Origin of the sequence: Mediterraneibacter sp. 210702-DFI.5.30, assembly GCF_020560115.1 — a bacterium.
Lineage (GTDB): Bacteria > Bacillota > Clostridia > Lachnospirales > Lachnospiraceae > Mediterraneibacter > Mediterraneibacter faecis.
This window is the reverse complement of record NZ_JAJCME010000003.1, coordinates 1-23,624: the sequence shown is the minus strand read 5'-3', so window position 1 is coordinate 23,624 and position 23,624 is coordinate 1. Positions and strand designations below refer to the sequence as shown.

General features: G+C 40.7%; 18 protein-coding genes and 6 pseudogenes. All 24 read left to right on the top strand.

All coding sequences use genetic code 11. The annotated features are described in order from the left end of the window. Nucleotides 1-72 precede the first annotated feature (72 nt). The 24 genes and pseudogenes from LI126_RS03760 to LI126_RS03645 all read left to right on the top strand — a co-directional run bounded on the left by LI126_RS03760 (nt 73) and on the right by LI126_RS03645 (nt 23,315). Nucleotides 73-945: a damage-control phosphatase ARMT1 family protein gene (locus LI126_RS03760; RefSeq protein ID WP_227164845.1), complete on the top strand. Its 873-nt coding sequence runs from the start codon at nt 73-75 to the stop codon at nt 943-945. A 335-nt stretch (nt 946-1,280) separates the two neighbouring features. Continuing rightward, nucleotides 1,281-1,949: a class I SAM-dependent methyltransferase gene (locus tag LI126_RS03755; protein WP_227164844.1), complete on the top strand. Its 669-nt coding sequence runs from the start codon at nt 1,281-1,283 to the stop codon at nt 1,947-1,949. Beyond that, nucleotides 1,939-2,640, top strand: coding sequence for a transglutaminase-like domain-containing protein (locus LI126_RS03750; RefSeq protein WP_227156058.1), 702 nt, complete (start codon nt 1,939-1,941; stop codon nt 2,638-2,640). Before LI126_RS03755 ends, LI126_RS03750 begins: the two co-directional genes overlap by 11 nt. A gap of 42 nt (nt 2,641-2,682) precedes the next feature. Then, nucleotides 2,683-3,564 (top strand): LysR family transcriptional regulator, encoded by an 882-nt coding sequence (locus LI126_RS03745; RefSeq protein WP_227156056.1) that lies wholly within the window; start codon nt 2,683-2,685, stop codon nt 3,562-3,564. A gap of 125 nt (nt 3,565-3,689) precedes the next feature. Further along, the gene (locus tag LI126_RS03740; RefSeq protein ID WP_227164843.1) at nt 3,690-4,160 is read left to right on the top strand and encodes a flavodoxin; all 471 of its coding nucleotides are present in this window, start codon (nt 3,690-3,692) and stop codon (nt 4,158-4,160) included. Between the two features lie 28 nt (nt 4,161-4,188). Next, a complete protein-coding gene (locus LI126_RS03735; RefSeq protein ID WP_227164842.1) occupies nt 4,189-4,956 on the top strand; it encodes a carboxymuconolactone decarboxylase family protein in 768 nt (255 codons plus the stop codon). 176 nt (nt 4,957-5,132) lie between these two features. Continuing rightward, a pseudogene (locus tag LI126_RS15860) lies at nt 5,133-5,915 on the top strand (alpha/beta hydrolase). 17 nt (nt 5,916-5,932) lie between these two features. Further along, nucleotides 5,933-6,328 carry a flavodoxin family protein gene (locus tag LI126_RS03725; RefSeq protein WP_227164841.1) on the top strand — a complete coding sequence of 132 codons (396 nt, stop codon included), beginning with the start codon at nt 5,933-5,935 and terminating at the stop codon, nt 6,326-6,328. Between the two features lie 255 nt (nt 6,329-6,583). Beyond that, nucleotides 6,584-7,267, top strand: a pseudogene (locus LI126_RS03720) (helicase); the annotation flags it as partial. Further along, nucleotides 7,248-7,622 (top strand): annotated as a pseudogene (locus LI126_RS03715) (TnpV protein). The pseudogenes LI126_RS03720 and LI126_RS03715, both read left to right, overlap by 20 nt. Before the next feature lie 366 nt (nt 7,623-7,988). Then, the gene (gene tet(O) / locus LI126_RS03710; RefSeq protein WP_000691758.1) at nt 7,989-9,908 is read left to right on the top strand and encodes a tetracycline resistance ribosomal protection protein Tet(O); all 1,920 of its coding nucleotides are present in this window, start codon (nt 7,989-7,991) and stop codon (nt 9,906-9,908) included. Nucleotides 9,909-9,959: 51 nt separating this feature from the next. Continuing rightward, complete coding sequence (locus LI126_RS03705; RefSeq protein ID WP_002779755.1) at nt 9,960-10,133, top strand: cysteine-rich KTR domain-containing protein; 174 nt, start codon at nt 9,960-9,962, stop codon at nt 10,131-10,133. Nucleotides 10,134-10,623: 490 nt separating this feature from the next. Further along, nucleotides 10,624-11,133: a sigma-70 family RNA polymerase sigma factor gene (locus LI126_RS03700; RefSeq protein ID WP_105116765.1), complete on the top strand. Its 510-nt coding sequence runs from the start codon at nt 10,624-10,626 to the stop codon at nt 11,131-11,133. Between the two features lie 94 nt (nt 11,134-11,227). Continuing rightward, nucleotides 11,228-11,653, top strand: a complete 426-nt coding sequence (locus tag LI126_RS03695; protein ID WP_000323895.1) for a sigma-70 family RNA polymerase sigma factor — start codon at nt 11,228-11,230, stop codon at nt 11,651-11,653. Between the two features lie 83 nt (nt 11,654-11,736). Further along, nucleotides 11,737-12,211: pseudogene (locus LI126_RS03690) on the top strand (RNA polymerase sigma factor). Between the two features lie 154 nt (nt 12,212-12,365). Beyond that, nucleotides 12,366-13,398, top strand: a pseudogene (locus tag LI126_RS03685) (AAA family ATPase). Between the two features lie 517 nt (nt 13,399-13,915). Beyond that, nucleotides 13,916-14,881 (top strand): MobV family relaxase, encoded by a 966-nt coding sequence (gene mobV / locus LI126_RS03680; RefSeq protein WP_001820668.1) that lies wholly within the window; start codon nt 13,916-13,918, stop codon nt 14,879-14,881. A gap of 8 nt (nt 14,882-14,889) precedes the next feature. Beyond that, nucleotides 14,890-15,744 (top strand): ParB/RepB/Spo0J family partition protein, encoded by an 855-nt coding sequence (locus LI126_RS03675; RefSeq protein WP_000743700.1) that lies wholly within the window; start codon nt 14,890-14,892, stop codon nt 15,742-15,744. Nucleotides 15,745-15,789: 45 nt separating this feature from the next. Continuing rightward, the gene (locus tag LI126_RS03670; RefSeq protein ID WP_001206986.1) at nt 15,790-16,020 is read left to right on the top strand and encodes a YdbC family protein; all 231 of its coding nucleotides are present in this window, start codon (nt 15,790-15,792) and stop codon (nt 16,018-16,020) included. 71 nt (nt 16,021-16,091) lie between these two features. Beyond that, on the top strand, nt 16,092-16,283 hold the full coding sequence (locus LI126_RS03665) for a hypothetical protein (RefSeq protein WP_001820669.1): 192 nt from the start codon (nt 16,092-16,094) through the stop codon (nt 16,281-16,283). Between the two features lie 54 nt (nt 16,284-16,337). After that, complete coding sequence (locus LI126_RS03660; RefSeq protein ID WP_001820670.1) at nt 16,338-18,194, top strand: recombinase family protein; 1,857 nt, start codon at nt 16,338-16,340, stop codon at nt 18,192-18,194. After that, nucleotides 18,187-19,281 (top strand): annotated as a pseudogene (locus LI126_RS03655) (helicase); the annotation flags it as partial. The gene LI126_RS03660 and the pseudogene LI126_RS03655, both read left to right, overlap by 8 nt. 132 nt (nt 19,282-19,413) lie before the next feature. After that, nucleotides 19,414-21,576 (top strand): ATP-dependent nuclease, encoded by a 2,163-nt coding sequence (locus tag LI126_RS03650; RefSeq protein WP_227164840.1) that lies wholly within the window; start codon nt 19,414-19,416, stop codon nt 21,574-21,576. Then, on the top strand, nt 21,576-23,315 hold the full coding sequence (locus tag LI126_RS03645) for a UvrD-helicase domain-containing protein (protein WP_227164839.1): 1,740 nt from the start codon (nt 21,576-21,578) through the stop codon (nt 23,313-23,315). Before LI126_RS03650 ends, LI126_RS03645 begins: the two co-directional genes overlap by 1 nt. The last annotated feature ends 309 nt before the right edge of the window (nt 23,316-23,624 follow it).

Genomic DNA, 23,624 nt, shown 5'->3' with positions numbered 1-23,624 from the left:
GAATACTGAGACCAGCTGTGAAGATAAAGCAGCATTTAAATACGGCAAAAGTGGAGGTTATTAACGGAAGTTATGATAATAAATGAAGAATGTAAAAAATGTCAGATAAAACGAAATATTAATAAATATCCTATTGATGCAACAGAAGGAAAGATAACAGAATATCAATATAAGGTGAAGGAGATTGTAAAGAATAGTGATGGGGTATCTACACCACAGGTTGCAGAAAAAATGGATAATCTTCGTCAGGAACTTTTTGGAAATGTGATGGATTATACAGAAATCAAACAGCATTACAATCAATTAATGCTTGATCACTTTCCGTATATGAAAAATAAAGTTGATACATCTGAAAATCATTTAAAAACAGCAATACAGTATGCAATGGTTGGAAACTATATTGATTTTGGAGCTTTAGAAAATGTAAATGAAGGTGAGCTGAAAGCTCAATTAGATGAAGCAATAAATATAAATATAGATTCTAAACTGTTGGATGTTTTTAAAAACGATTTGGTCAATGCGAAAAGGCTGGTTTATTTTACGGATAACTGCGGAGAAATTGTAACAGATAAGTTATTGATTTCAACTCTTCGCGATATTAATCCTAATTTACATATAACTGTGATTGTAAGAGGCAAACCAGTTTTAAATGATGCTACACTAGAAGATGCAAAATACATTCACATGGAAGATGTTGCACAAAAGGTACTTGGAAACGGTACCGGATTACCAGGTAATGTGGTTGGAGCAATCTCTAAGGAATCAATGGATGAGGTTGAGAATGCTGAGCTGTTAATTTCTAAGGGACAGGGAAATTATGAAGGACTAAGTGGATGCGGATTAAATATTTACTATTTATTCCTGTGTAAATGTGAAATGTTTATGAGACGTTTCGGTGTCGAACAATTTACAGGAATTATGGCAAGAGAAACTAATAAAAAGTAATACTTGTGTGAAAGAGTAAATTCCACCGCCTAGTTTTGTAAATTGTTGAAAGAAATATATTGTTATATGATTACGTAAGTGATATACTTAAGCATAAGAAAACCGTGTGAAATTACAGTTTGCTTTTTGCACGGTTTTCTTTATACTAGATAGTTAGTTAAAACTAACATAATGAAAGATTATGGAATATCAGATATTAAGTAATATAATCAATAAGCTATAGAACTAATACTATACCGCTGAAGATAATTATTTTTGCCAATGAATTTTTTCGAACATATCAATGAAGAAATGCGGATGCAAGACGAAAAAGGTACTGTGATTGGAGAAAAAGCATGAAAAATGAAGAATATAAAAAATTGTCAATTAAAGAATTTACAAAAGCAGCAGGAAGATATGAAAGTAGCCATGCTGGTATTTATGAAATGTGCAAGAAAGATTATCCGGATATTCTGGAAGAATTAGAGAAGGAGCCATTTAGAGATTTATTGGATGCAGGCTGCGGACCTGCTCCGATGATTTCTTTATTAGCAGAAAAATATCCAGACCGACATTATACAGGACTGGATCTGACTCCGGCCATGATTGAACAGGCAAAAAAGAAAAATATTTCAAATGCAACATTTGTTGTAGGAGACTGTGAGAACTTTCCTTTTGAAAAGGATTCATTTGATGCAATTATTTGTTCTATGAGTTTCCATCATTATCCGAATCCACAGGCATTTTTTGACAGTGTGAAGAGATGTCTTCGCCCAAATGGAAGGTTGGTTCTTAGAGATGTGACCAGTGACAACAAAGTATTGGTATGGCTAATGAATACATTGGAAATGCCGTTGGCAAATATATGCGGACATGGAGATGTCCAGGTGCCAACAAGAGATGTGGTCATAAAATGTTGCAAAAAAGCAGGATTAAAAGTAGAAAAATTTGAAATTCGTAAAGGTATGCGAATGCATTGTGTTGTGAGAAAACCTATGGGAAAGGCGATAGGAAATGAAAGATAAGTATCTTAAGGAAACACGAATGGTTGATTTTTCTAATCCGGCAATTCAAAAACTTATTCAAAATATGAAATGGAAGGAAATGGGTGAATTTGAAAGGATTAAGGCAATCTACAACTATGTAAGAGATGATATTTTATTTGGATATAATATTGATGACGGAATTTCGGCTTCAAAAGTACTTGCAGATGGTTATGGACAATGTAATACTAAAGGAACTTTATTCATGGCACTTTTACGTGCCTGCAATATTCCATGCAGAGTACATGGTTTTACGATTGATAAAAGCCTGCAGAAAGGAGCTATGACCGGGTTTGTTTACCGTAATGCTCCAAAAAATATTTTCCATAGCTGGGTAGAAATTAATTTTGAAAATCAGTGGTATGAACTGGAAGCTTTCATTTTGGATAAAACCTATATAAAGAAGTTACAGGAACGAAATCCGGAATGTAAAGGTGCATTTTGCGGTTATGGAGTAGCAGTCAAGGATTTCAGAAATCTCATTATCGAATTTGATAGGAACAATACTTATATTCAGAGCGAGGGAATCAATCAGGATTTTGGTGTTTATGATTGTCCAGATGAACTGTTGAAGGAACATCATCAAGAAATTTCAGCCTTTAAGGCATTTGTTTATAGACATATTGGAAGACACCTCATGAATCGTAATGTCAGGAAGATTAGAGAACGATAGTTTTAAACTTTTAGAATTAAAAATTTGTAGGAATATAAAGACATGGAATTAAGATTATTACGTTATTTTTTAACAGTAGCAAAAGAACAGAGCTTTACAAAAGCAGCAGAACAATTGCATATTACCCAGCCAACGCTATCCAGACAAATGGCGGCATTTGAAGAGGAACTGGGAATAACATTATTTATTCGAAACGGGAAGAAAATATCGCTTACTGATGAGGGAATTTTATTAAAAAGGCGTGCCTTAGAGATTCTTAATCTTGAGGAAAGAACGCTTGAGGAACTGAAAGGAAAAGAAGAGGTTGTAGAGGGCACGATAACCATTGGATGCGGTGAATTTGCAGCAGTGGAGACATTGGCGAAGATATGTAAAACATATAAAGAAAAATATCCGCTGGTTCAGATTGTATTGCATACTGCAACAGCAGATGCAGTGTATGAGATGATGAACAAAGGACTTGTAGATATTGCATTATTCATGGAGCCGGTGGACACCGAAGGGCTGGATTATATCCGGATCACAGATTGCGATCACTGGTGTGTCGGAATGCGGCCGGATGATCCGCTGGCAGAAAAAGAGTTTATAAGAAAAGAAGATCTTATTGGAAAACCATTGATCCTGCCGGAAAGAGTAAATGTTCAAAGTGAACTTGCCAATTGGTTTGGAAAAGACTTTTCGAAACTGCAGATTGCTTTTACAAGTAATCTTGGAACGAATGCCGGAGTTATGGCAGCAAATGGACTGGGGTATCCAATTTCAATTGAGGGTGCTGCAACAAAGTATTGGCGAGAGGATATTCTTGTACAGCGAAGAATTTCTCCTGAAATCACGACCAGTACGGTGATTGCCTGGCGACGGAATATCCCATATTCTTTGGCAGTCCGTAAAATGATCGAGGAGATTAATGCTTTTCAGGCATAAAACAAAATTCAATATAAGCATTAGACATAATGAAGCGATAGAGCTTAAAATAGATGTGTAAGATGAATGTAAATCTTATACATCTATTTTTTGTGAAAAATACGTATAGAAAGGGGCTTTTTATTATGAGTAAAAAATTAGTAGCATTTTTCAGTGCAAGCGGAACAACAAAAAAAGTAGCACAGATGATCGCAGAGGAAGTAAAAGCGGATTTGTTTGAGATTGAGCCGAAGATTCCATATACAAAGGCAGATCTTGACTGGATGAATAAAAAATCCCGAAGCAGTGTGGAAATGAGTGATAAGAAATACAGACCGGAGATTATGGAAAAAGAGATCGATATGAGTTCTTATGACGAGATCTTTCTGGGATTCCCAATCTGGTGGTATGTGGCTCCGACAATCATCAATACATTTTTAGAAGCTTACGATTTCAGTGGTAAAAAGATTGTGCTTTTTGCAACATCCGGAGGAAGTGGATTTGGTAATACTGTAAAGGAATTGCAGATATCCGCACCAGATGCGGTGATCACAGAAGGCAGTCTGTTAAATCGTGGAACAAAACAGGAAATCAGTGAGTGGGTAAAATCTTTATAAATAACAGTGCTATGGAGGTATACAGAATATGAAAAAAATAGTACAGACAGCAGGAAAAAATGCACTTGGTGAATTTGCACCGGAGTTTGCACATTTTAACGATGATGTACTTTTCGGTGAAAACTGGAATAACCAGGATATCGATGTAAAAACAAGAAGTATTATTACCGTGGTTGCTCTGATGGCTTCCGGAATTACGGATTCTTCTTTAAAATATCATCTTCAAAATGCAAAAAATCATGGTGTGACACAAAAAGAGATTGCTGCAGTGATCACACATGCCGCATTCTATGCAGGTTGGCCAAAAGCATGGGCTGTTTTCAATCTTGCAAAGGAAGTGTGGGAAACAGGCGAAGGAGATTTGCCATACGAAGAGGAAGCGATGCGCGCGCATGCAAAAGAGATGGTATTTCCAATTGGTGCACCAAATGATTGTTTTGCACAGTATTTTTCCGGCAGAAGTTTTCTTGCACCGATCTCTACCTCTCAGGTTGGAATTTTCAATGTGACATTCGAACCAGGATGCAGAAATAACTGGCATATTCATCATGCAAAAAGTGGAGGCGGACAGATTCTGGTATGCGTTGCCGGAAGAGGATATTATCAGGTAGAAGGTAAAGAAGCTGTGGAAATGAAGCCAGGCGACTGCATCAATATTCCGGCAGAAGTAAAACACTGGCATGGCGCAGCACCGGATGAATGGTTTTCACATCTGGCAATAGAAGTTCCGGGCGAAAATAGTTCCAATGAATGGCTTGAACCGGTAAGTGATGAAGAATATAGAAAACTAAAATAGGAAGGTTGAAAAAAGTATATCAGCTGGGAGTCAATCCCCCAGCTGATATAGCCTCCGGCAGGATTGCAGAGGTGCGCTGTAGAAGTATGTCATGCAATTGCATGACGCGCACCTCGCAGCAAGAATGCCGAGGCATTCTTGAATTATAAGACAATTTGCATATGGAGGTTATATTTATGTTGAAAGCAGAAGAATTAAAACTAGTATCTGAATGGGATAAAACTTTTCAAAAAGTGAAAAAATAGATCATGAGAAAGTGACATTTGTAAATCGTTATGGAATCACACTTGCTGCAGATTTGTATAAGCCGAAAAATGCATTTGGGAAATATCCAGCGATTGCTGTAAGTGGACCATTTGGTGCAGTCAAAGAACAGTGTTCCGGACTGTATGCGCAGACGATGGCTGAAAAAGGATACCTTACTATTGCATTTGATCCTTCTTTTACGGGAGAAAGTGGAGGCAATCCAAGATACATGGCTTCTCCGGATATAAATACAGAAGATTTCATGGCTGCTGTTGATTTCCTTTCTGTTCGGGAAGAGGTAGATCAAGATAGAATAGGAATCATTGGAATCTGTGGCTGGGGTGGGATGGCTCTTAACGCAGCTGCACTCGATACAAGAATAAAAGTATTATAAAGGCAGATGTTATCATAAAAGAAGCCTGAATTCCAATAATGGCTGGAACAGTATTGGATGTATGTCATTTATGAATCAGCCAATATTAAAGTACAGTAATGAAATAAGAAGTGCAGTCCTCATCGTTCATGGAGAAAAAGCACACAGCTATTATTTTGGAAAAGATGCTTATGAAAATATGATTAAGGACAGCAAGTACACATCCAATAAAGAGCTGCTAACAATTCCAGAGGCTGTTCATACAGATCTTTACGATAACCTGGATGTAATCCCATTTGATAAAATCCAGAAATTTTTTGAAGAAAACGGAGTTGGTTAATTATCGTAAAAAAAGTATTGATCATATCGACAAGTCTTCGAGGAGGGAGCAATTCTGACATACTTGCAAATGAGTGTGCAAAGGGAGCAAAAGAAGTGGGGCATGATGTAGAACTTCTTTCTTTGAAAGGAAAAGATATAAAATATTGTATCGGTTGTCTATCCTGCCAGAGGACTGGGATGTGTGTACAGAAGGATGATATTGCAGATATTATGGCAAAGGTAAAGAATGCAGAAGTTATTGTCTATGCAACCCCAATTTATTATTATGAGATGTGCGGTCAGATGAAAACACTTCTTGATAGATTGAATCCTTTATATTCGGCAGATTATTTATTCAGAGATATTTATATGATTGCAACTGCGGCAGAGAATAATGAAAGTGCATTTGAGAAAGCCTATAATGGGCTGTAAGGCTGGGTAGATTGTTTTGAAAAGGCTTCCTTAAAAGGCATGGTCGGTGGCGGTGGAATTGATGCAGCAAAGAACAGAAATATTCTTATTCGCAACGTATAGGAAAAACAACATTTATCGTAAATGTAAAGCAGTCCGAAAGTGCCAAAAAGCCCTTGAATACGGTGCTTCAGGATATATGCAAACACGAGGTTTTGGGCGGCTTCTTTACGGACAAATCGTTTAACTTAGAAAAGTTACAGAAATCATCTTGACAAACTCAATCCCGAGGGAACCGGATACCTGGCAAAGACAAGGTTTGCCAAGTTTTTCAATCTGCTGGAGCTGATTTCACTTTTCAAGGAAAGTGCGGATATTCAGACACCGGATATGCTAAAGCTTCCTGTACCGGAAGCAGTGCGTGACCGCGGAGTAGATGCAACGGTTGATAATATGCTCAAAATCACGAATGACGGAAGAAAACTGGCATTAGACCAGCGTTTAATCAACGATATGCTTCCCGATGAGGATAATTCCAAAGCCACCTCCTGTGTGGACAAGGCATTTGAGATTTGGGAGGAAGCAAAGGAACAGAAGTCAGCACAGCTTATCTTCTGTGACTTATCGACACCGAAAGGAGATGGTACATTTAATGTTTATGAGGACATTCGGGGCAAACTGATAGAGAAGGGTGTCACACCGGAAGAAATCGCATTTATCCATAATGCCAATACTGAAACAAGGAAAGCGGAGCTGTTTGCAAAGGTAAGAAGCGGACAGGTTCGTTTTTTGTTGGGTTCTACTGCCAAAATGGGAGCCGGAACCAACGTACAGGACAGACTGATTGCATTACACCATTTGGATGTGCCCTGGCGTCCATCTGATGTAGGACGGATTTTGCGGACATTCAAAATAAAAAAGAATGTGGAGGTAACAGACAATGGCAAAATCATTATTTGAGGAACTGGGCGGCAAATACGAAAGGCAAGGGGATTATTTGATACCGTGCTTAACTGTACCCGCCGAAGAAGAACAGGCAATAGGCATCTAGGGGCAACGGCATTTAGATTATCTAAAACAGTACCGTAAAGTTACATACACCAATCTTCTTACAAGCGGCAGGCTAAACGCCTACCTTGCCGACATCAACAGACAGGCACAGGAACGCTTTGAAAGGCTCATAGAGGGTATGAAACAGGCACAGGGCATAACGGAACAGCTAAAGGCAGAAAACGCCTTAGAATGGACAGGATGCCTCAATAACATAAGGGCTTGTGCGAGGGAGATTGTGGAAAAGGAAATTATTTTTGCATAAACAGATGATTAGTGGCAGGGGGAAATCCTGCCGCTTTTTCTGCTTTAGTTTGTCAGCTTGACAAATAAAGGGTTAAGGAATATAATTAGATTCAGTATTATACAAGGAGTTAATAAATATGCGGCAAGGTATTCTTAAATAAACTGTCAATTTGATAGTGGGAACAAAAAGTAGCAGTCCCGTTTCACTTTTAATATGGGGCTTAGTTTTTTGTACCCAGTTTAAGAATACTTTTATCATGTAATTTTATATGCCCGAAAACATATAAGTGTTTTGGGGCTATTGGAGTTATTTACCCAGTGATAGGAGTATTTATCACTGGGTATTTTTATGCCCTTTTTTGGGTGTTGATAGGAGGAAAATCACATGAAAATAATTAACTTAGGCATTCTGGCTCACGTTGACGCAGGAAAGACAACATTAACGGAAAGTTTATTGTATACCAGTGGTGCAATTGCAGAACTAGGGAGCGTAGATGAAGGCACAACAAGGACAGATACAATGAATTTGGAGCGTCAAAGGGGAATCACTATCCAGACAGCAGTGACATCTTTTCAGTGGGAGGATGTAAAAGTCAACATTATAGATACGCCAGGCCATATGGATTTTTTGGCGGAAGTATACCGTTCTTTATCCGTATTAGACGGAGCAGTATTATTAGTTTCTGCAAAGGATGGCATACAGGCACAGACCCGTATACTGTTTCATGCACTACAGATAATGAAGATTCCGACAATTTTTTTCATCAATAAAATTGACCAAGAGGGGATTGATTTGCCAATGGTATATCGGGAAATGAAAGCAAAGCTTTCTTCGGAAATTATAGTGAAGCAAAAGGTTGGGCAGCATCCCCATATAAATGTAACGGACAATGACGATATGGAACAGTGGGATGCGGTAATTATGGGAAACGATGAACTATTAGAGAAATATATGTCAGGGAAACCGTTTAAAATGTCAGAACTGGAACAGGAAGAAAACAGGAGATTCCAAAACGGAACGTTATTTCCCGTTTATCACGGAAGCGCTAAAAACAATCTGGGGATTCGGCAGCTTATAGAAGTAATTGCCAGTAAATTTTATTCATCAACGCCTGAAGGTCAATCTGAACTATGCGGGCAGGTTTTTAAGATTGAATATTCAGAGAAAAGGCGGCGTTTTGTTTATGTGCGTATATATAGCGGAACATTGCATTTGAGGGATGTTATTAGAATATCTGAAAAAGAGAAAATAAAAATCACAGAGATGTGTGTTCCGACAAACGGTGAATTATATTCATCCGATACAGCCTGCTCTGGTGATATTGTAATTTTACCAAATGATGTTTTGCAGCTAAACAGTATTTTGGGGAACGAAATACTGTTGCCGCAGAGAAAATTTATTGAAAATCCTCTCCCTATGCTCCAAACAACGATTGCAGTAAAGAAATCTGAACAGCGGGAAATATTGCTTGGGGCACTTACAGAAATTTCAGATGGCGACCCTCTTTTAAAATATTATGTGGATACTACAACGCATGAGATTATACTTTCTTTTTTGGGGAATGTGCAGATGGAAGTCATTTGTGCCATCCTTGAGGAAAAATATCATGTGGAGGCAGAAATAAAAGAGCCTACTGTTATATATATGGAAAGACCGCTTAGAAAAGCAGAATATACCATCCACATAGAAGTCCCGCCAAATCCTTTCTGGGCTTCTGTCGGGTTGTCCATAGAGCCGCTCCCTATTGGAAGCGGAGTGCAGTATGAAAGCAGAGTTTCACTTGGATATTTAAATCAATCGTTCCAAAATGCGGTTATGGAGGGGGTTCTTTATGGCTGCGAGCAGGGGCTGTATGGATGGAAAGTGACAGACTGTAAAATCTGTTTTGAATATGGATTGTATTATAGTCCTGTAAGTACCCCCGCAGACTTTCGGCTGCTTTCCCCTATCGTATTGGAGCAGGCTTTAAAAAAAGCAGGGACAGAACTATTAGAGCCATATCTCCACTTTGAAATTTATGCACCGCAGGAATATCTCTCACGGGCGTATCATGATGCTCCAAGGTATTGTGCAGATATTGTAAGTACTCAGATAAAGAATGACGAGGTCATTCTGAAAGGAGAAATCCCTGCTAGATGTATTCAAGAATACAGGAACGATTTAACTTATTTCACAAATGGGCAGGGAGTCTGCTTGACAGAGTTAAAAGGATACCAGCCAGCTATTGGTAAATTTATTTGCCAACCCCGCCGCCCGAATAGCCGTATAGATAAGGTTCGGCATATGTTCCACAAGTTAGCTTAACAGCTTGCAAAAGTCATATAAAATGAGATTTGAAAGGATTAGAGACTAATTATGATGAAATGCGAATGGATATTGTGTCCTGTTTGTGGGAGCAAAACCCGTAATAAAATTAGGAAGGACACTGTTTTGGAGAATTATCCCCTTTATTGTCCAAAATGCAGACAAGAAAGATTGATTAAAGTTGACAACTTGAAGATAACTGTCATCAAAGAGCCAGACGCTTAAGACGCAGAGCCGATGAAATTGTGGAACAATTCACGAATCATCGGCTCTTTTTGTTTCGTATTTGAAAGAACAAACTCACCAAATAAAAAAAACGATATTCGGGTGGGTTATTTTGTTATACCCTAAATTACCCTCTGAATTTGTTTTTAAATTTGGAGGGATTTTTTTATGTCCTTTTTTCGGGCAGTTATCTATCTGCTCATACGAAGCAAAATTTATCAATACATAGCATATCAGAGAACGGCAGGAAACCAGTTAAAAAAATTTCTGCCAGTGCAACGGTACTTCTCACCTTGAAAGTAGAAGTACAATCTCCATACAATAGAATTACTATTTCCTATAACCGTAAAGGTCACAGAGCCTTTGCGGTTTTTCTTTTGTCGATTTTTGTTGGAAAGTGCCGTAGGGCTGTTTCTGATATGCGGTGTCGTTCTCCGCCTCTCCATCTGGATTTTTTACATTTCAAAAATTCAGATGGGAGGTATTTATGGTGAAATATGCACCAAGAAAGGTATATATCAGAGAAAGTGGCGGCTATGTGGAATTATCCTACACGGAGTTCTGCCGTTGCAGGGAATCCGACCAGACCTATATGGACAAGCTGTTTATCCCCATTCAAGGCTGTCTGCTTGAAGTCGTGAGGGAGCAATACACAGACTTCTACCGTGACAAGGAACGGTGGCGTTATCTGCAAAAATTAGATACAAAGAATAGACTGCTATCTCTCGACGGATTTACGGACAGCGAGGGGAATCCTCTGGACTTTATCACTGATGAAGCGGTGGACATTGCAGAAACCGTTGTCAATGCGGTCATGGTGGACAGGCTGAAAGCCGCCCTGCCTTTGCTGTCGGATAGTGAACAGGAGCTGATACAGGCAATCTTTTTTGACGGACTTTCCGAGCGTGAAGTCGGGGCGAGGTTGGGCATAACCCAGAGCGTTGTAAACAAACGCAAAGCCAGAATCCTAATAAAACTAAGAAAGATAATAGAAAATTAAAATTTAAGGCGTTCAGCCCCCTTGTTTTTTCCTTTGGGAAGATGAGGGGGCTTTTCTCTGCCCTCTCAATCAATTCTGATTGGAGGAAGTAAGAATGGCATACAACCACGGACGGGAGGACAGGAAATGGCGTATCTGGAAAGAAGCGGAGGAAAAGCTGCTGCGTGAGTGCGGCGTTGATGAAGCGACCATTGAGCAGATACGCATGGCGGACAGGGCAGACTTCAATTCCAACAGGCGGTTTTACCGATGGACGAATGACGTTGCGGAATATCTTGAGGACATGGCAGGCAGGGAGCGGCAGGCGGAAGTGGGTACGGTTGCGGAGTTACTGGAAGAGATTGAGAGCGAAAATCTCTATCAAGTATTAGTCACGGTGGACGGGCGTACCTTGAAAATCGTCCTGCTGAAAATGCAGGGGTATTCCACAAAGGAGATTGCCCCGCTTGTGCATTTGACGACTGGTGCCATCTATGCGAGGTTAGACCATCTGCGGAAGAAGCTGCGGAAAATTTTATAGCTTCTAAAACAGCCTGCCATCCTGCGGGCTACTGGGTGAGGGATGGAAATCCCCTCACTCATTTTTTGCAGGAGGACAACAGGATGGCATACAGGGTTAAGGCATACACGCTTCGGGAGGAATCCACGGAAAGCGGCACAAGGTATTTTATCAGCTTTAAGGACGGGCAGGGCAAATCCCACGAGTTGGAAGTGTCGGAACAGTTCTTTATGGAGTTTCGGCAGATGGAGCGCAGGAACAGGAATCTTTTCTAATGGGACGAGCGGCACAGGGAGTTTAACGAGGTATGGGACGAAACCCTTTACAGACGGGCGTTGCGTGTGCCTAAGAGCCTTGATGAACGCATGGTTGAGGAAGAACGGAATGAAACGCTCTATAAGGCGGTTGGGAGCCTTCCAGAGATACAAAGGCGGCGTTTCCTGCTCTACTACGAGTATGAGTTCAATTTTTACCAAATCGCCGCTATGGAGCATTGCACCGCTTCGGCAATACAGAAATCTGTTGCGATTGCAAAGGAGAAAGTAAAGGCGGAAATTGAAGAAATATCTCCAACCGTGACCGACACCGCCCGAAAAAGAAATCTGTTTTTTATTTGTGTGGGATTGGCGGCATTACATACTCTCACTTTTTTCCGTGGGAGTAAATCTATTTTTAAGGAGGTCAACGCCTATGTGCAACGAAAACAAAGACACCGCCCGAAAGGAGGAAAGCCATGCAGAAGTTACAGACAGTCAACGCCGAAACGCTCCTTTATGAACCGCTTGAGAAACCATCCTTTGTGGTGGACAGCCTTATCCCGACAGGCTTATCGCTGTTCTGCGGCTCACAGAAGATAGGCAAAAGCTGGCTCATGCTGAAGCTATGCTTATGCGTGTCGCAGGGAATCCCTTTATGGGATATGCCGACAATGGAGGGCGATGTGCTTTACCTCTGCCTTGAGGACACGTTCTGCCGCATACAGGACAGGTTATTTCGTTTGACGGACGAAGCAAGCGGGCGGCTCCACTTTGCCGTGGCAAGCTGCAAGCTGTCAGACGGTCTTATCGTGCAGCTTGAAGATTATCTGAAAGATTACCCAGACAGCAGGCTCATTGTCATTGATACCTTGCAGAAAGTCCGTACAGCTTCAAAAGACAATGCCTATGCAAGCGACTATGGGGACATCTCCCTCATCAAAGACTTTGCCGACAGGCACTCTCTGGCGGTCATTGTCGTACACCACATCCGAAAGCAGAATGACAGCGACGTGTTCAACAAGGTGTCTGGGACGACAGGATTAACGGGGAGTGCGGACGCTACCTTTGTTCTGGAAAAGGAGAAACGTGCGTCTGACACCGCCAAGCTGTATGTGACGGGCAGGGACACGCCTTATCAGGAATACACGCTGCGTTTCCGTGATTGCCGTTGGGAGCTTGTGGAGCGGAAAACGCAGGAGCAGCTTGCGAAAGAAACGATACCAGATGTCCTTTTTCGGTTGGTGGATTTTATGAGGGATAAGGAAGAATGGATAGGCACGGCAACGGAACTGTTAGCCGCTATGGGGGAAACGGAAACCATACCCACGGTGATTACGAAATGGCTGAATGAATACCGCACCACATTTTTAAGCGAGAACCGTATCTGCTACCAGTACAGCCGCAGGAAAGACGGCAGGCGGATTGCCCTTGCAAGGAGGGCGGGTGACAGCGGTGATGGTGGTGACAGCGATATTAGGATACCCCCCTGTTACTGTCATTGACGCTTAAAGCCATGTAAAGCTGGCGGCTCTGCCCTGCGGGTGACAGCAGTGACGGTGGTGACAGTGATTTTAGGATACCCTGCCGCTGTCATCCCTACGGGAGAACACCCCGTAAACGCAAAATGCAGGCGTGAGATTTACTCGCCCTTTTCGGTCGTGTAAAACCACCCCTGCGGTCAGAAAAATCATTCCGATTTTTCCGACTGCGTTTACAGGGTGTAACACACTACACTTTGCCCTGCAAAGTCGTGTGCCAGACGTTCCCTCTGGACTCCCTTAAGGCAGGGCTGTGCCCTGCTATCCTACGCCTTACGGCTTCGGATAAAAGAATGGCGGCATGACGGTGACGGCTCTTGCGAGGGGGGTATCCCAAAAACACCGTCATCATCGACATGACCGTCATGCAGGGGGTGAGGGTGACAGTTGCGGCAGTCGGCAGGGGGTATCCCAAAACTGCTGTCACCACCGTCACCGCTGTCACCCCAAAGGACGGTCACCCGCCGAAAGAAAGGAGGAATCCGCCTATGCCTTATGCAATCCTGCGTTTCCAGAAACGAAAAGCGGGCGGCGTTGCGGCTTGTGAACGCCACAACGAGCGGAAGAAAGAAGCCTACAAAAGCAACCCAGATATAGATATGGAACGCTCTAAAAACAATTACCATCTCATAGCACCACCAAAGTACACCTACAAGAAAGAGATTAACCGCATGGTAGCCGAAGCGGGGTGCAGGACAAGGAAAGACAGCGTGATGATGGTGGAAACGCTCATCACAGCTTCACCAGAATTTATGAACCAGTTACCGCCCGAAGAACAAAAAGCGTATTTCCAGACGGCTCTTGACTTCATTTCGGAGCGTGTTGGAAAGCAGAATATCCTCTCCGCTGTCGTCCATATGGACGAGAGAACGCCCCATATGCACCTCTGCTTTGTGCCGATTACGCCAGACAATAAGCTGTCAGCGAAAGCTATCTTAGGCAACCAGAAATCATTATCCGAGTGGCAGACCGCCTACCATGAGCGGATGTCCTCACGGTGGAATCAGCTTGAACGGGGGCAGTCCTCAATGGAAACCAAGCGGAAACACGTCCCCACATGGCTCTATAAATTAGGCGGCAGGCTTGATAAACAGTATGAAGAAATCGTGTCTGCCCTATCCGACATCAACGCCTTTAACGCAGGGAAGAAAAGGGATAAAGCGTTAGATTTACTCTCTGCATGGCTGCCAGACGTGGAGAAATTCTCTAAGGAAATCGGGAAACAGCAGGCGTATATCGACAGTTTGAAAGAGAGAATTGGGCAGGAATCAGACTATGCGGGGCGTATGCGTGATGAAAAGTACGAGCAGGAACTAAAGGTGCAGAAAGCGAATCAGAAGATATTTGAATTGCAGAGAACCAACGAGCAGATGGGGCGGCTGCTGTCAAAAATACCGCCCGAAGTGTTGGAAGAATTGCAGAAAAATCATAGAAGCAGAGCGAAAGAAAGGTAGATATGTGAATGAAGAAACAGGATTTTAAGGTGTTAAAAACCAAAGACTTGTACCCGTTCCCCGACAATCCGTTTCATGTGGCAGAAGATGAAACACTGTCAGAGTTAGCGGAAAGCATCAAGGAATTTGGCATTGTCACGCCGATAATCACACGCCCGAAAGAGGACGGGGACGGTTATGAAGTGATTGCAGGACAGCGGCGTGTCCGTGCTTCTGAACTTGCAGGGATAAATACCGTGCCTGCGTTTGTCCTGCCCTTAGACCGTGACCGAGCCATCATCACCCTTGTAGACAGCAATTTGCAGCGTGAGAATATCCTGCCATCGGAGCGGGCGTTTGCTTACAAGATGAAATCCGAAGCCATGAAGCGGCAGGGTTTCCGCACAGACTTAACCTCGTCACAAGTTGTGACGAAGTTGCGGACGGACGACAAGGTGGCACAGGGCTTCGGCGTGGGCAGGATGACCGTGCAGCGTTTTATCCGCCTGACGGAACTGATACCGCCGATTTTGCAGATGGTGGACGAGGGGAAAATCGCCCTCACGCCTGCGGTGGAACTGTCCTTCTTGAAGAAAGACGAGCAGGAAAACCTCTTTGCCACGATGGAGAGCGAAGAAGCAACGCCCTCACTCTCACAGGCACAGCGGATGAAACAGTTAAGCCAGAGCGGGCGGCTTGACATGGATACGATATTTGCGATTATGACGGAGGAAAAGGGCAACCAGAAAGAAACCTTGAAAATCAACACAAGCAAGCTGAAAAAATACTTTCCGAAGAACACAACGCCGAAGCAGATGGAGGAAACCATCATCAAACTTTTGGAGCGTGAGTTGCAGAGGAAACGCAACCGTGACAGCCGCTAATCTTCTTTTTTCGGGAAGTAAATACAGAGAGTTGAGGTATGGAGAATGAGAGAAATCCAGTATGAAATCGTAAAGGAAATCGCAGTATTGTCTACGGGCGACAGTGGCTACACAAAGGAAATCAATCTCATTTCATGGAATGGGAAAGAGCCGAAGTATGACATCCGCAGCTTTTCCCCGAACCGTGAAAAGTGCGGCAAGGGAATCACGCTGAACGCTGATGAAGCGGCGGCACTCCTTAAAGCATTACAGAAAGAATTAAACAGCGAGGATTAATGGTATCTGATTGGCAGGGCGGGGACATTTCCAAACTCTTCCCTGCCCTGTCTGGAAAGGAAGATTTAAGTATGGGCGAGGATAAGAAAGCAGATAAAAAGAGAAAGCGTATCGTGCCAAAAGCACCAGTGCAGATGATAATCAGCCGTGAATATGTCGGCACACAGACCGTTACAGAAGCGTTTGTCCCGATTATCTCCGAGGATATTCGGAAGAAGATTGCCGAGGGCGACACCTTCGACAATGAGGGGCTGTCCGCTTAGAATGTACGCAATGGGACATGAAAACAGATAGGACAGATACGGAGGTTTTACAGTATGGCAGGAATCAAAGAAGAAAAGAAAATCTATTTAGTCGGCATTTATTGCCGCTTATCTAAAGACGATGGTACGGATAACGAGAGTGCGAGCATTGCGACACAGAAATCCATCCTCACGGATTATGTGAAAAAGCAGGGATGGCACATAGCAAAAACGTATGTGGACGATGGTTATTCTGGTACAAATTTCCAAAGACCAAGTTTCCAGAATATGATAAAAGACATTGAAAGCGGTCTGATAAACTGCGTGATTACGAAAGATTTATCCCGTCTGGGGAGAAACTATCTTGATTGTGGGTTATATCTGGAAGTTTTCTTCCCAGAGCATAACGTGAGGTATATAGCGGTCAATGACGGCGTAGATACCTTGAATAAATCTGCTATGGACATCACGCCTTTCCGCAACATTTTAAACGAAATGTATGCCGCTGACATATCTGTTAAGATAAAATCGGCATATCGGGCGAGGTTTCAACAGGGGAAATTCATGGGAACTACCGCCCCTTATGGCTATATCAAAGACCCTGCCGACCACAACCATCTGCTGATAGATGATAAAGTGGCACATGTTGTAAAAGAGATATTCGACCTTGCATTAAAAGGGAATGGAGTTGCCAAAATTTGCAGACATCTTAATAAACAGCATATCCTACGCCCTGCCGCTTATGCGGCGGAGCGTGGCGAAACAGGCTTTGAACGTCATTTTGAGGGGAACGAGGACAAACGCTATATTTGGAGTGGGAACAGCGTGAGGAGCATTTTAAGAAGCCCGATATATGCGGGAAATCTTGTAGGCTACAAACGGATTGCCGCCAATATGAAAAGCAAGAAACGCCCCTCTAAGCTGCCCGAAGAATGGGAAGTGATACCCAATACCCATGAGGGAATAGTCACGCAGGAGGAATTTGATATTGTCCAACAGCTTATTACAAGTCGTAGGCTTCCACAGAACAAGGGAGGATTTGTAAATATTTTTGCAGGCGTTATCAAGTGTGTGGACTGCGGATGTGCTCTGCGGGCAATGAACGTACACAGGAGGAAACGCCCAGAGATTATCGACTGTGTACAGTATTCATGTAATAATTATGCAAGAAACGGAAGAAGCGAGTGTAGTGCCCACAATATAGAAGCAAGGGATTTATTCAATGCCGTTCTTGCCGACATCAACTGTTTTGCGGATATGGCAGTGAATGATGAAAAGGCGGTCAGGGCCATAGAAAAGCGGCTCACGGAAACAGACCAGAGCAGGGCGAAAGCATTAGAGAAAGAACGTAAGAAGCTGAACAAACGCCTTGCGGAACTGGACAGGCTGTTTTCCTCTCTCTACGAGGATAAGGTCATGGAGCGTATTACCGAGCGGAATTTTGAGATGATGTCGGGGAAATACCAGAAAGAGCAGCTTGAAATTGAAGCAAGGCTGAAAGAGGTGACGGAAACTCTTAATGAAAGCTACGAGAAATCACGGGGAATCCGTGACTTCCTCGCCCTTATCCGAAATTATCAAGGCTTAAAAGAACTGGATGCAACAGTTATAAACGCACTCATAGACAAGATACTTGTTTCGGAGCGTGAGAAGATGGCAGACGGAACAGTGAAGCAGGAAATCAAGATTTACTATAAATTCATCGGCTTTGTCGATGAATTACATATCATACCTACAAAACGGTGGGCAGCAATGCCCGCTAAAAATTGTACGGTGTGCGGCGTTGAATATGTCCCGGGCTCTGGTGCATCAAGGTATTGTCCTGCTTGTGCCAAGAAGATACGGAGGGAGAAATCAAACGAGAGCAAACGCAGGAGCAGAGAACAGAAAAGGATAGCATGTATGAACTGTCCGCAAAAAATGACCGACTGACATTGAACAGCAGGAAGGTCGTATTTTACGACAGGGCAATATGAATGATAATGTCAAGATTTTCCGGTATGTGACGGAAGGCACCTTCGACAGCTATTCATGGCAGCTCATTGAGAATAAGCAGAAGTTTATCGGGCAGATCATGACGAGCAAGTCCCCAGTACGTTCCAGTGAGGACATTGACGAAGCGGCGCTTTCTTATGCAGAGGTCAAGGCACTTGCAACCGGAAACTCTTACATCAAGGAGAAGATGGACTTAGACATACAGGTGTCAAAACTCAAACTCTTAAAGGCGAACCACACAAGCCAGCGTTACCGTCTGGAGGACAATATCGCAAAGCATTACCCGATGCAGGTCACAGCCTTAAAAGAAAGGCTTGAAGGGTATCGGACGGACATTCAGACCTATGCAGCGCATAAGCCTGTGGATAAGGATGCTTTTCCCATGAAGATAGGAAACCGTACCTATACGGATAAAAAGGAAGCGGGTGCGGCGTTGATTGATATGTGCCGGAGTGCAAAACAGCCAAACAAGGCGGTTACAATTGGGGAATATCAGGGCTTTAACCTGATCGTATCCTTTGACTCGTTCCTCTCAAAGTTTACGATCAGCTTAAAAGGAAGTCTTAATCATGAGGTGGAAATCGGAGCCGATCCGCTTGGAAATCTGCAAAGGCTTTCCAATGCACTAGAGGGAATGACCGGGAAAATGGCAGATGTGAAGCAGAAGCTTTCCAACGTGGAGCATCAGCTTGAAACCGCAAAGGTGGAAGTCACAAAACCTTTTGCACAGGAGCAGGAACTGGAGGAGAAGTTAGAGCATCTTGCAGAGTTAAATGCGCTTCTGAATATGGACGAAAAAGGCGATAATGCGCTGGATATGGGCGATTATGAGCCGGAGGAAGAAACCGGAGAGCAGAGCGCACAGGCACAGGAGGGCGAGCCGGACAGGGCGGAAAGTACACAGGAGGTAGCGGATGTCCCTAGAGGACGAATATCTGTCAAGGAGAAACTTGCCCAGATGCGCGAGAAGGCATATGGGAAGAAATCACTAGAAACGCCAGATATTTCAAAAGAAAAGAGGTAAAAAGAGATTATAATGTGATAGGGAGGGTCCTCCCTCCCTATCGGTAAAAAAGTAGATATTTTATTAAAATGTTGTATTGTATGTTATAATACTAGTAAATTCTATTGAAGATTATCATAGGAGGATTGAACTATGTTTTTAAAATATTTACAGATAGTTAATTATAAAAATCTTAGATCTGCACGCTTTTCTTTTGTTGAAGGTGTTAATACAGTTATTGGTGAAAATGATTCGGGAAAATCTAATGCAATGACAGCATTAAGAATTTTATTAGATGATACATATTATTATAATACTAAAAGATTAAAGGAAAATGACTTTTCGGATTCGTTGGGAAATTGGAAAGGACATTGGATTATTCTCTCAGCAGTATTTGGAAAAATTACTTCTGAAGACAAAGAAACAGAGGTTTGTGCTGGAATTGTACCAGAAAATGAGAATGAAGAGTTTTTAAAGTCTTATATAAAGAGTGGGGAAGATGATATTGGTGTTATTTCTCTTTTTATTCGTCCACAAAAGCAGGTGAGAAAGAAATTGAGTGAAATAACAGATATTGCCGAGTTTGAGGAAGAAAGAAAAAAGATAAAAATATCAGATTATGAGTTTTATTATACAAGTAGAGCACAAACTGATTTTACAGACAAAGATATATATACAAAAATTGTTGGGGACTTAGAAAAAGGACAATGTTCAGATCCTGATGAAGATGATGACAGAATTTTAGGATGCAAATTGAACATTGCAGATGTACAAGATCACATTTCGGTTGTATTTATTGACGCATTGCGTGATGCTGCAAGCGAATTAGGTAAGCCAAAAAATCCAATTAGAAGAATTATAGAATCAGTAGAATCGTTAATAAAAGAATCCGAGCTAAATACAATTAAATCTGAAATTGTTCAGTTAAATAAGTCTATTTCAGAAGTGGAACAAGTTGAATTGGTAGGACGAAAAATCAACGAAAAGCTACTTGATATGATAGGGATGGTCTATTCGCCAGAGATAATTTTACAATCTGGATTGAAGGATGATATAAATTCTTTGTCACGATATTTATTTATGAAGCCTTCAAAACAGAATGATATCGATTCGTTGGGATTAGGGCATTTAAACATGATTTATATGGCTTTAAAAATTGTGGAATATGAAGTAAATAGAACACGAGAATTGATAAATATCATGATAATTGAAGAGCCAGAGGCTCATATACATACACATATTCAGAGAACGCTATTCGATAAATTAAAAGTAACAAAAGACTATACTCAGATTATAACAACAACACATTCTACTCATTTAGCGGAAGTATCAGAGGTGAAAAATATTAATATCCTGAAGTCAATTGGTAGCAATAGTATTTCAATGCAACCGAGTCAGGGACTTGACGAATTTGGAAAAAAGAATTTACAGTTAAAGAATTTGAAATTATCCGACTGTATTGAACGATATTTGGATTCTAAACGGTCAGTTCTACTTTTTTCAAAGGGAGTTGTTTTAGTAGAAGGTGATGGGGAAGAAATATTAATTCCAAATCTTATTAAAAATGCATTAGGAGTATCTTTGGATGAGATGGGGATTGGTTTGGTCAATGTAGGAAGTGTGTCGTTTGAATATATTGCAAGTTTGTTCAGTGAAGAAAGAATTAAGAGAACATGTGCTATTGTTACCGATGAAGATATACAAATTGTAGAAACAGACAGTAAATTATATAAAGCTGAGGCAGAGAAAAGAGGAAAAAGTAGGAAGAAAAAGTTAGCAGATTTATATGGCACGAATCCTTGGGTTGAGTCTTTTTTTGCGCCACATACATTAGAAGTTGATTTTGCATTGGCTGATGCACGGGCGAACAGTGACTATATTAGTGAAGTTGTAGAATTAAATTATGTTGATACTAATACGATTAAGAGACATAAAGAAAATTTAAAACAAGGAACAGATGCGGCATGTGCTAATACAATTTTAACATTAGCCAGAGATATGGGAAAGGGCTGGTATGCCACCACCCTTTCAAATTACATTGATATAGCAGTTACTGTTCCACAATATATTTTGGGAGCGATTGCATTTGCAAGTAAAGAAGTAATTTCGATAGATATCGTTTTTAAAATGATAGAGTATTCATTAAGTGGATATGATGAAAAAGAAGTATTAGCCTTGAAAAAAGAGAGTGAAAAAGTTAAAACACAGGAGGAAAGAAAGGAGTTTATTAAAAAATTTAGAGAAAGATATAAGGATGATGTTGTTGCAAAATTCTTAGAAGAAGTTGACAAATATTGTAGGGGTTGGTGTGAATAATGGATACCATGACTTTTTTAGATAAATTAAATCCGCAGCAAAGGCAAGTTTGTGTTAATGAGGGGAATATATTGCTTAAAGCATGTCCGGGAAGTGGAAAAACAAGAACATTGACTTATAAATTAGCATATTCTGTCCAAAAATATATTACTTCAAAAAAACTTAATATTGCGATAACTTATACCAATAGAGCTGCTGATGAAATTAAGGAAAGACTAGAAAAAATAGATATTCCGGAGGATAAGGTTTGGGTAGGGACTATACATCAATTTTGTCTTGAGTTTATTATCAGACCTTATACAATGTACAATGAACGTTTGCGGAAAGGGTATCATATCATAGATGATTATGTCACAAAACAATATACTGATGAAATAATAGAAGAACTGGGAATTGATATTGGATATGATAAGCCTTTTAAATATCCGGAAATATTTGAGAAATATCAAACAAAGCTATTAAATGAAAAAGAGATAGATTTTAATGATATTTTAAGCATATCTTATGATTTAGTAAATCAGAATAAATTTATTGCGGAGAATATTGCTGGAATAATGAGAACAATTCTGGTGGATGAATATCAAGATACGAATGAACTTCAGTATAAAATATTGAGCAGTATTGTAAAATGTAATAAGAATATACAAGTAACATTCGTAGGAGATACGGATCAGGCAATATATGGGGGACTTGGTGGAGTTGCAAAGACCTGTGATGAATTGCAGAAAGAGTTTGGAGTAAAATTCCAAGAGAAAAGACTAGATGGTTGTTATCGTACAACGCAACGTATAGTTGATTATTACTCGAATTTTCAATTACAGAGTGCAAAAATATATGCAGTCTCGGACATAAAGGATGAAAAGGGATGTTTGGTTTATGATAATACCATAAGTAAATCTGAGTTGTTTGAGAAAATTGCTTATATTGTAAAAGAAGAACTATCTCGAGGAATTCCAGATAATGAGATATGTATAATTGCACCACAATGGTGGTTGCTTTTTCCGCTATCGAAGAAAATTAAAGAATTATTGCCAAATGTAAAATTTGATGCACCAGATATCACGCCGATAAAGTATGATCCAATGAATGTCTTTTATTTGATTTCAAAATTACTATTTACAGAGTCTGGACGAAAGATCTATTTAAGAAAGAAAATTGCAAGTGAAATCATCGAGATTCTAACAGAAGAATATAAGATTCATTTATTTGATAAAATAGATAATTATAAGGTTTTAAAAATCATTAATTCTATATCTGAATCAGATGAAAATGGTGTGGTATATTTACAGAAAGCCATAAATAGTTTTTTGATAGAACTAGGTATTGATTTAAACCTAGAATCACGCTTGCAGAAAGCATATGAAGATTTTATTTTAATGGTTAAGGATAGAGTAAAAAATAACCACTTATCTACAGATGTAGATACATTTAAACAATGTTTTAAAGAAAAAGAGGGTGTGGTTATCAATACATTTCATGGTGTGAAAGGTGAGGAATATACTACGGTTATTGCGTTTGGAATACTAAATGGTTATATTCCGCATTGGAATACTATAATAAAAAAGTCACACGATTATCGAGAAAGTGAAACAAAAAAGTTATTATACGTTGTTTGTTCACGAGCGAAAAAAAAATTATATCTCTTTTCTGAACAGGGGCGTACAACAAAAAAAGGAGCTCTGCTTACATCAACGGATGAGATAGTAGCAATTGATTATAAATACGACAATTTAATTTAGAATAAGTCATTAAATAATTGTAGTTAATATGGAGCGGAGGAAAGGACAGCTAATAAATCTTAATTGTTTTTTTGCTATTTACAGCGATAGGGGCAGAAAGGAGATAGGATTATATTGCAGAAATGGAAACGAATTAGGACAGTAATAATAAAGATATAAGTGAATATCGTAATTGTGCAAGGGCAGTCAATAATGACTGCCTTTTGTCATGCAAAAAATAAGCAGATGGAGGAAATACGTACTCGCTGTTGAGCGGTTCTTTCCATTGTTAGTTGAATTCAAAGTATTAAATTGATATGATATGTATAT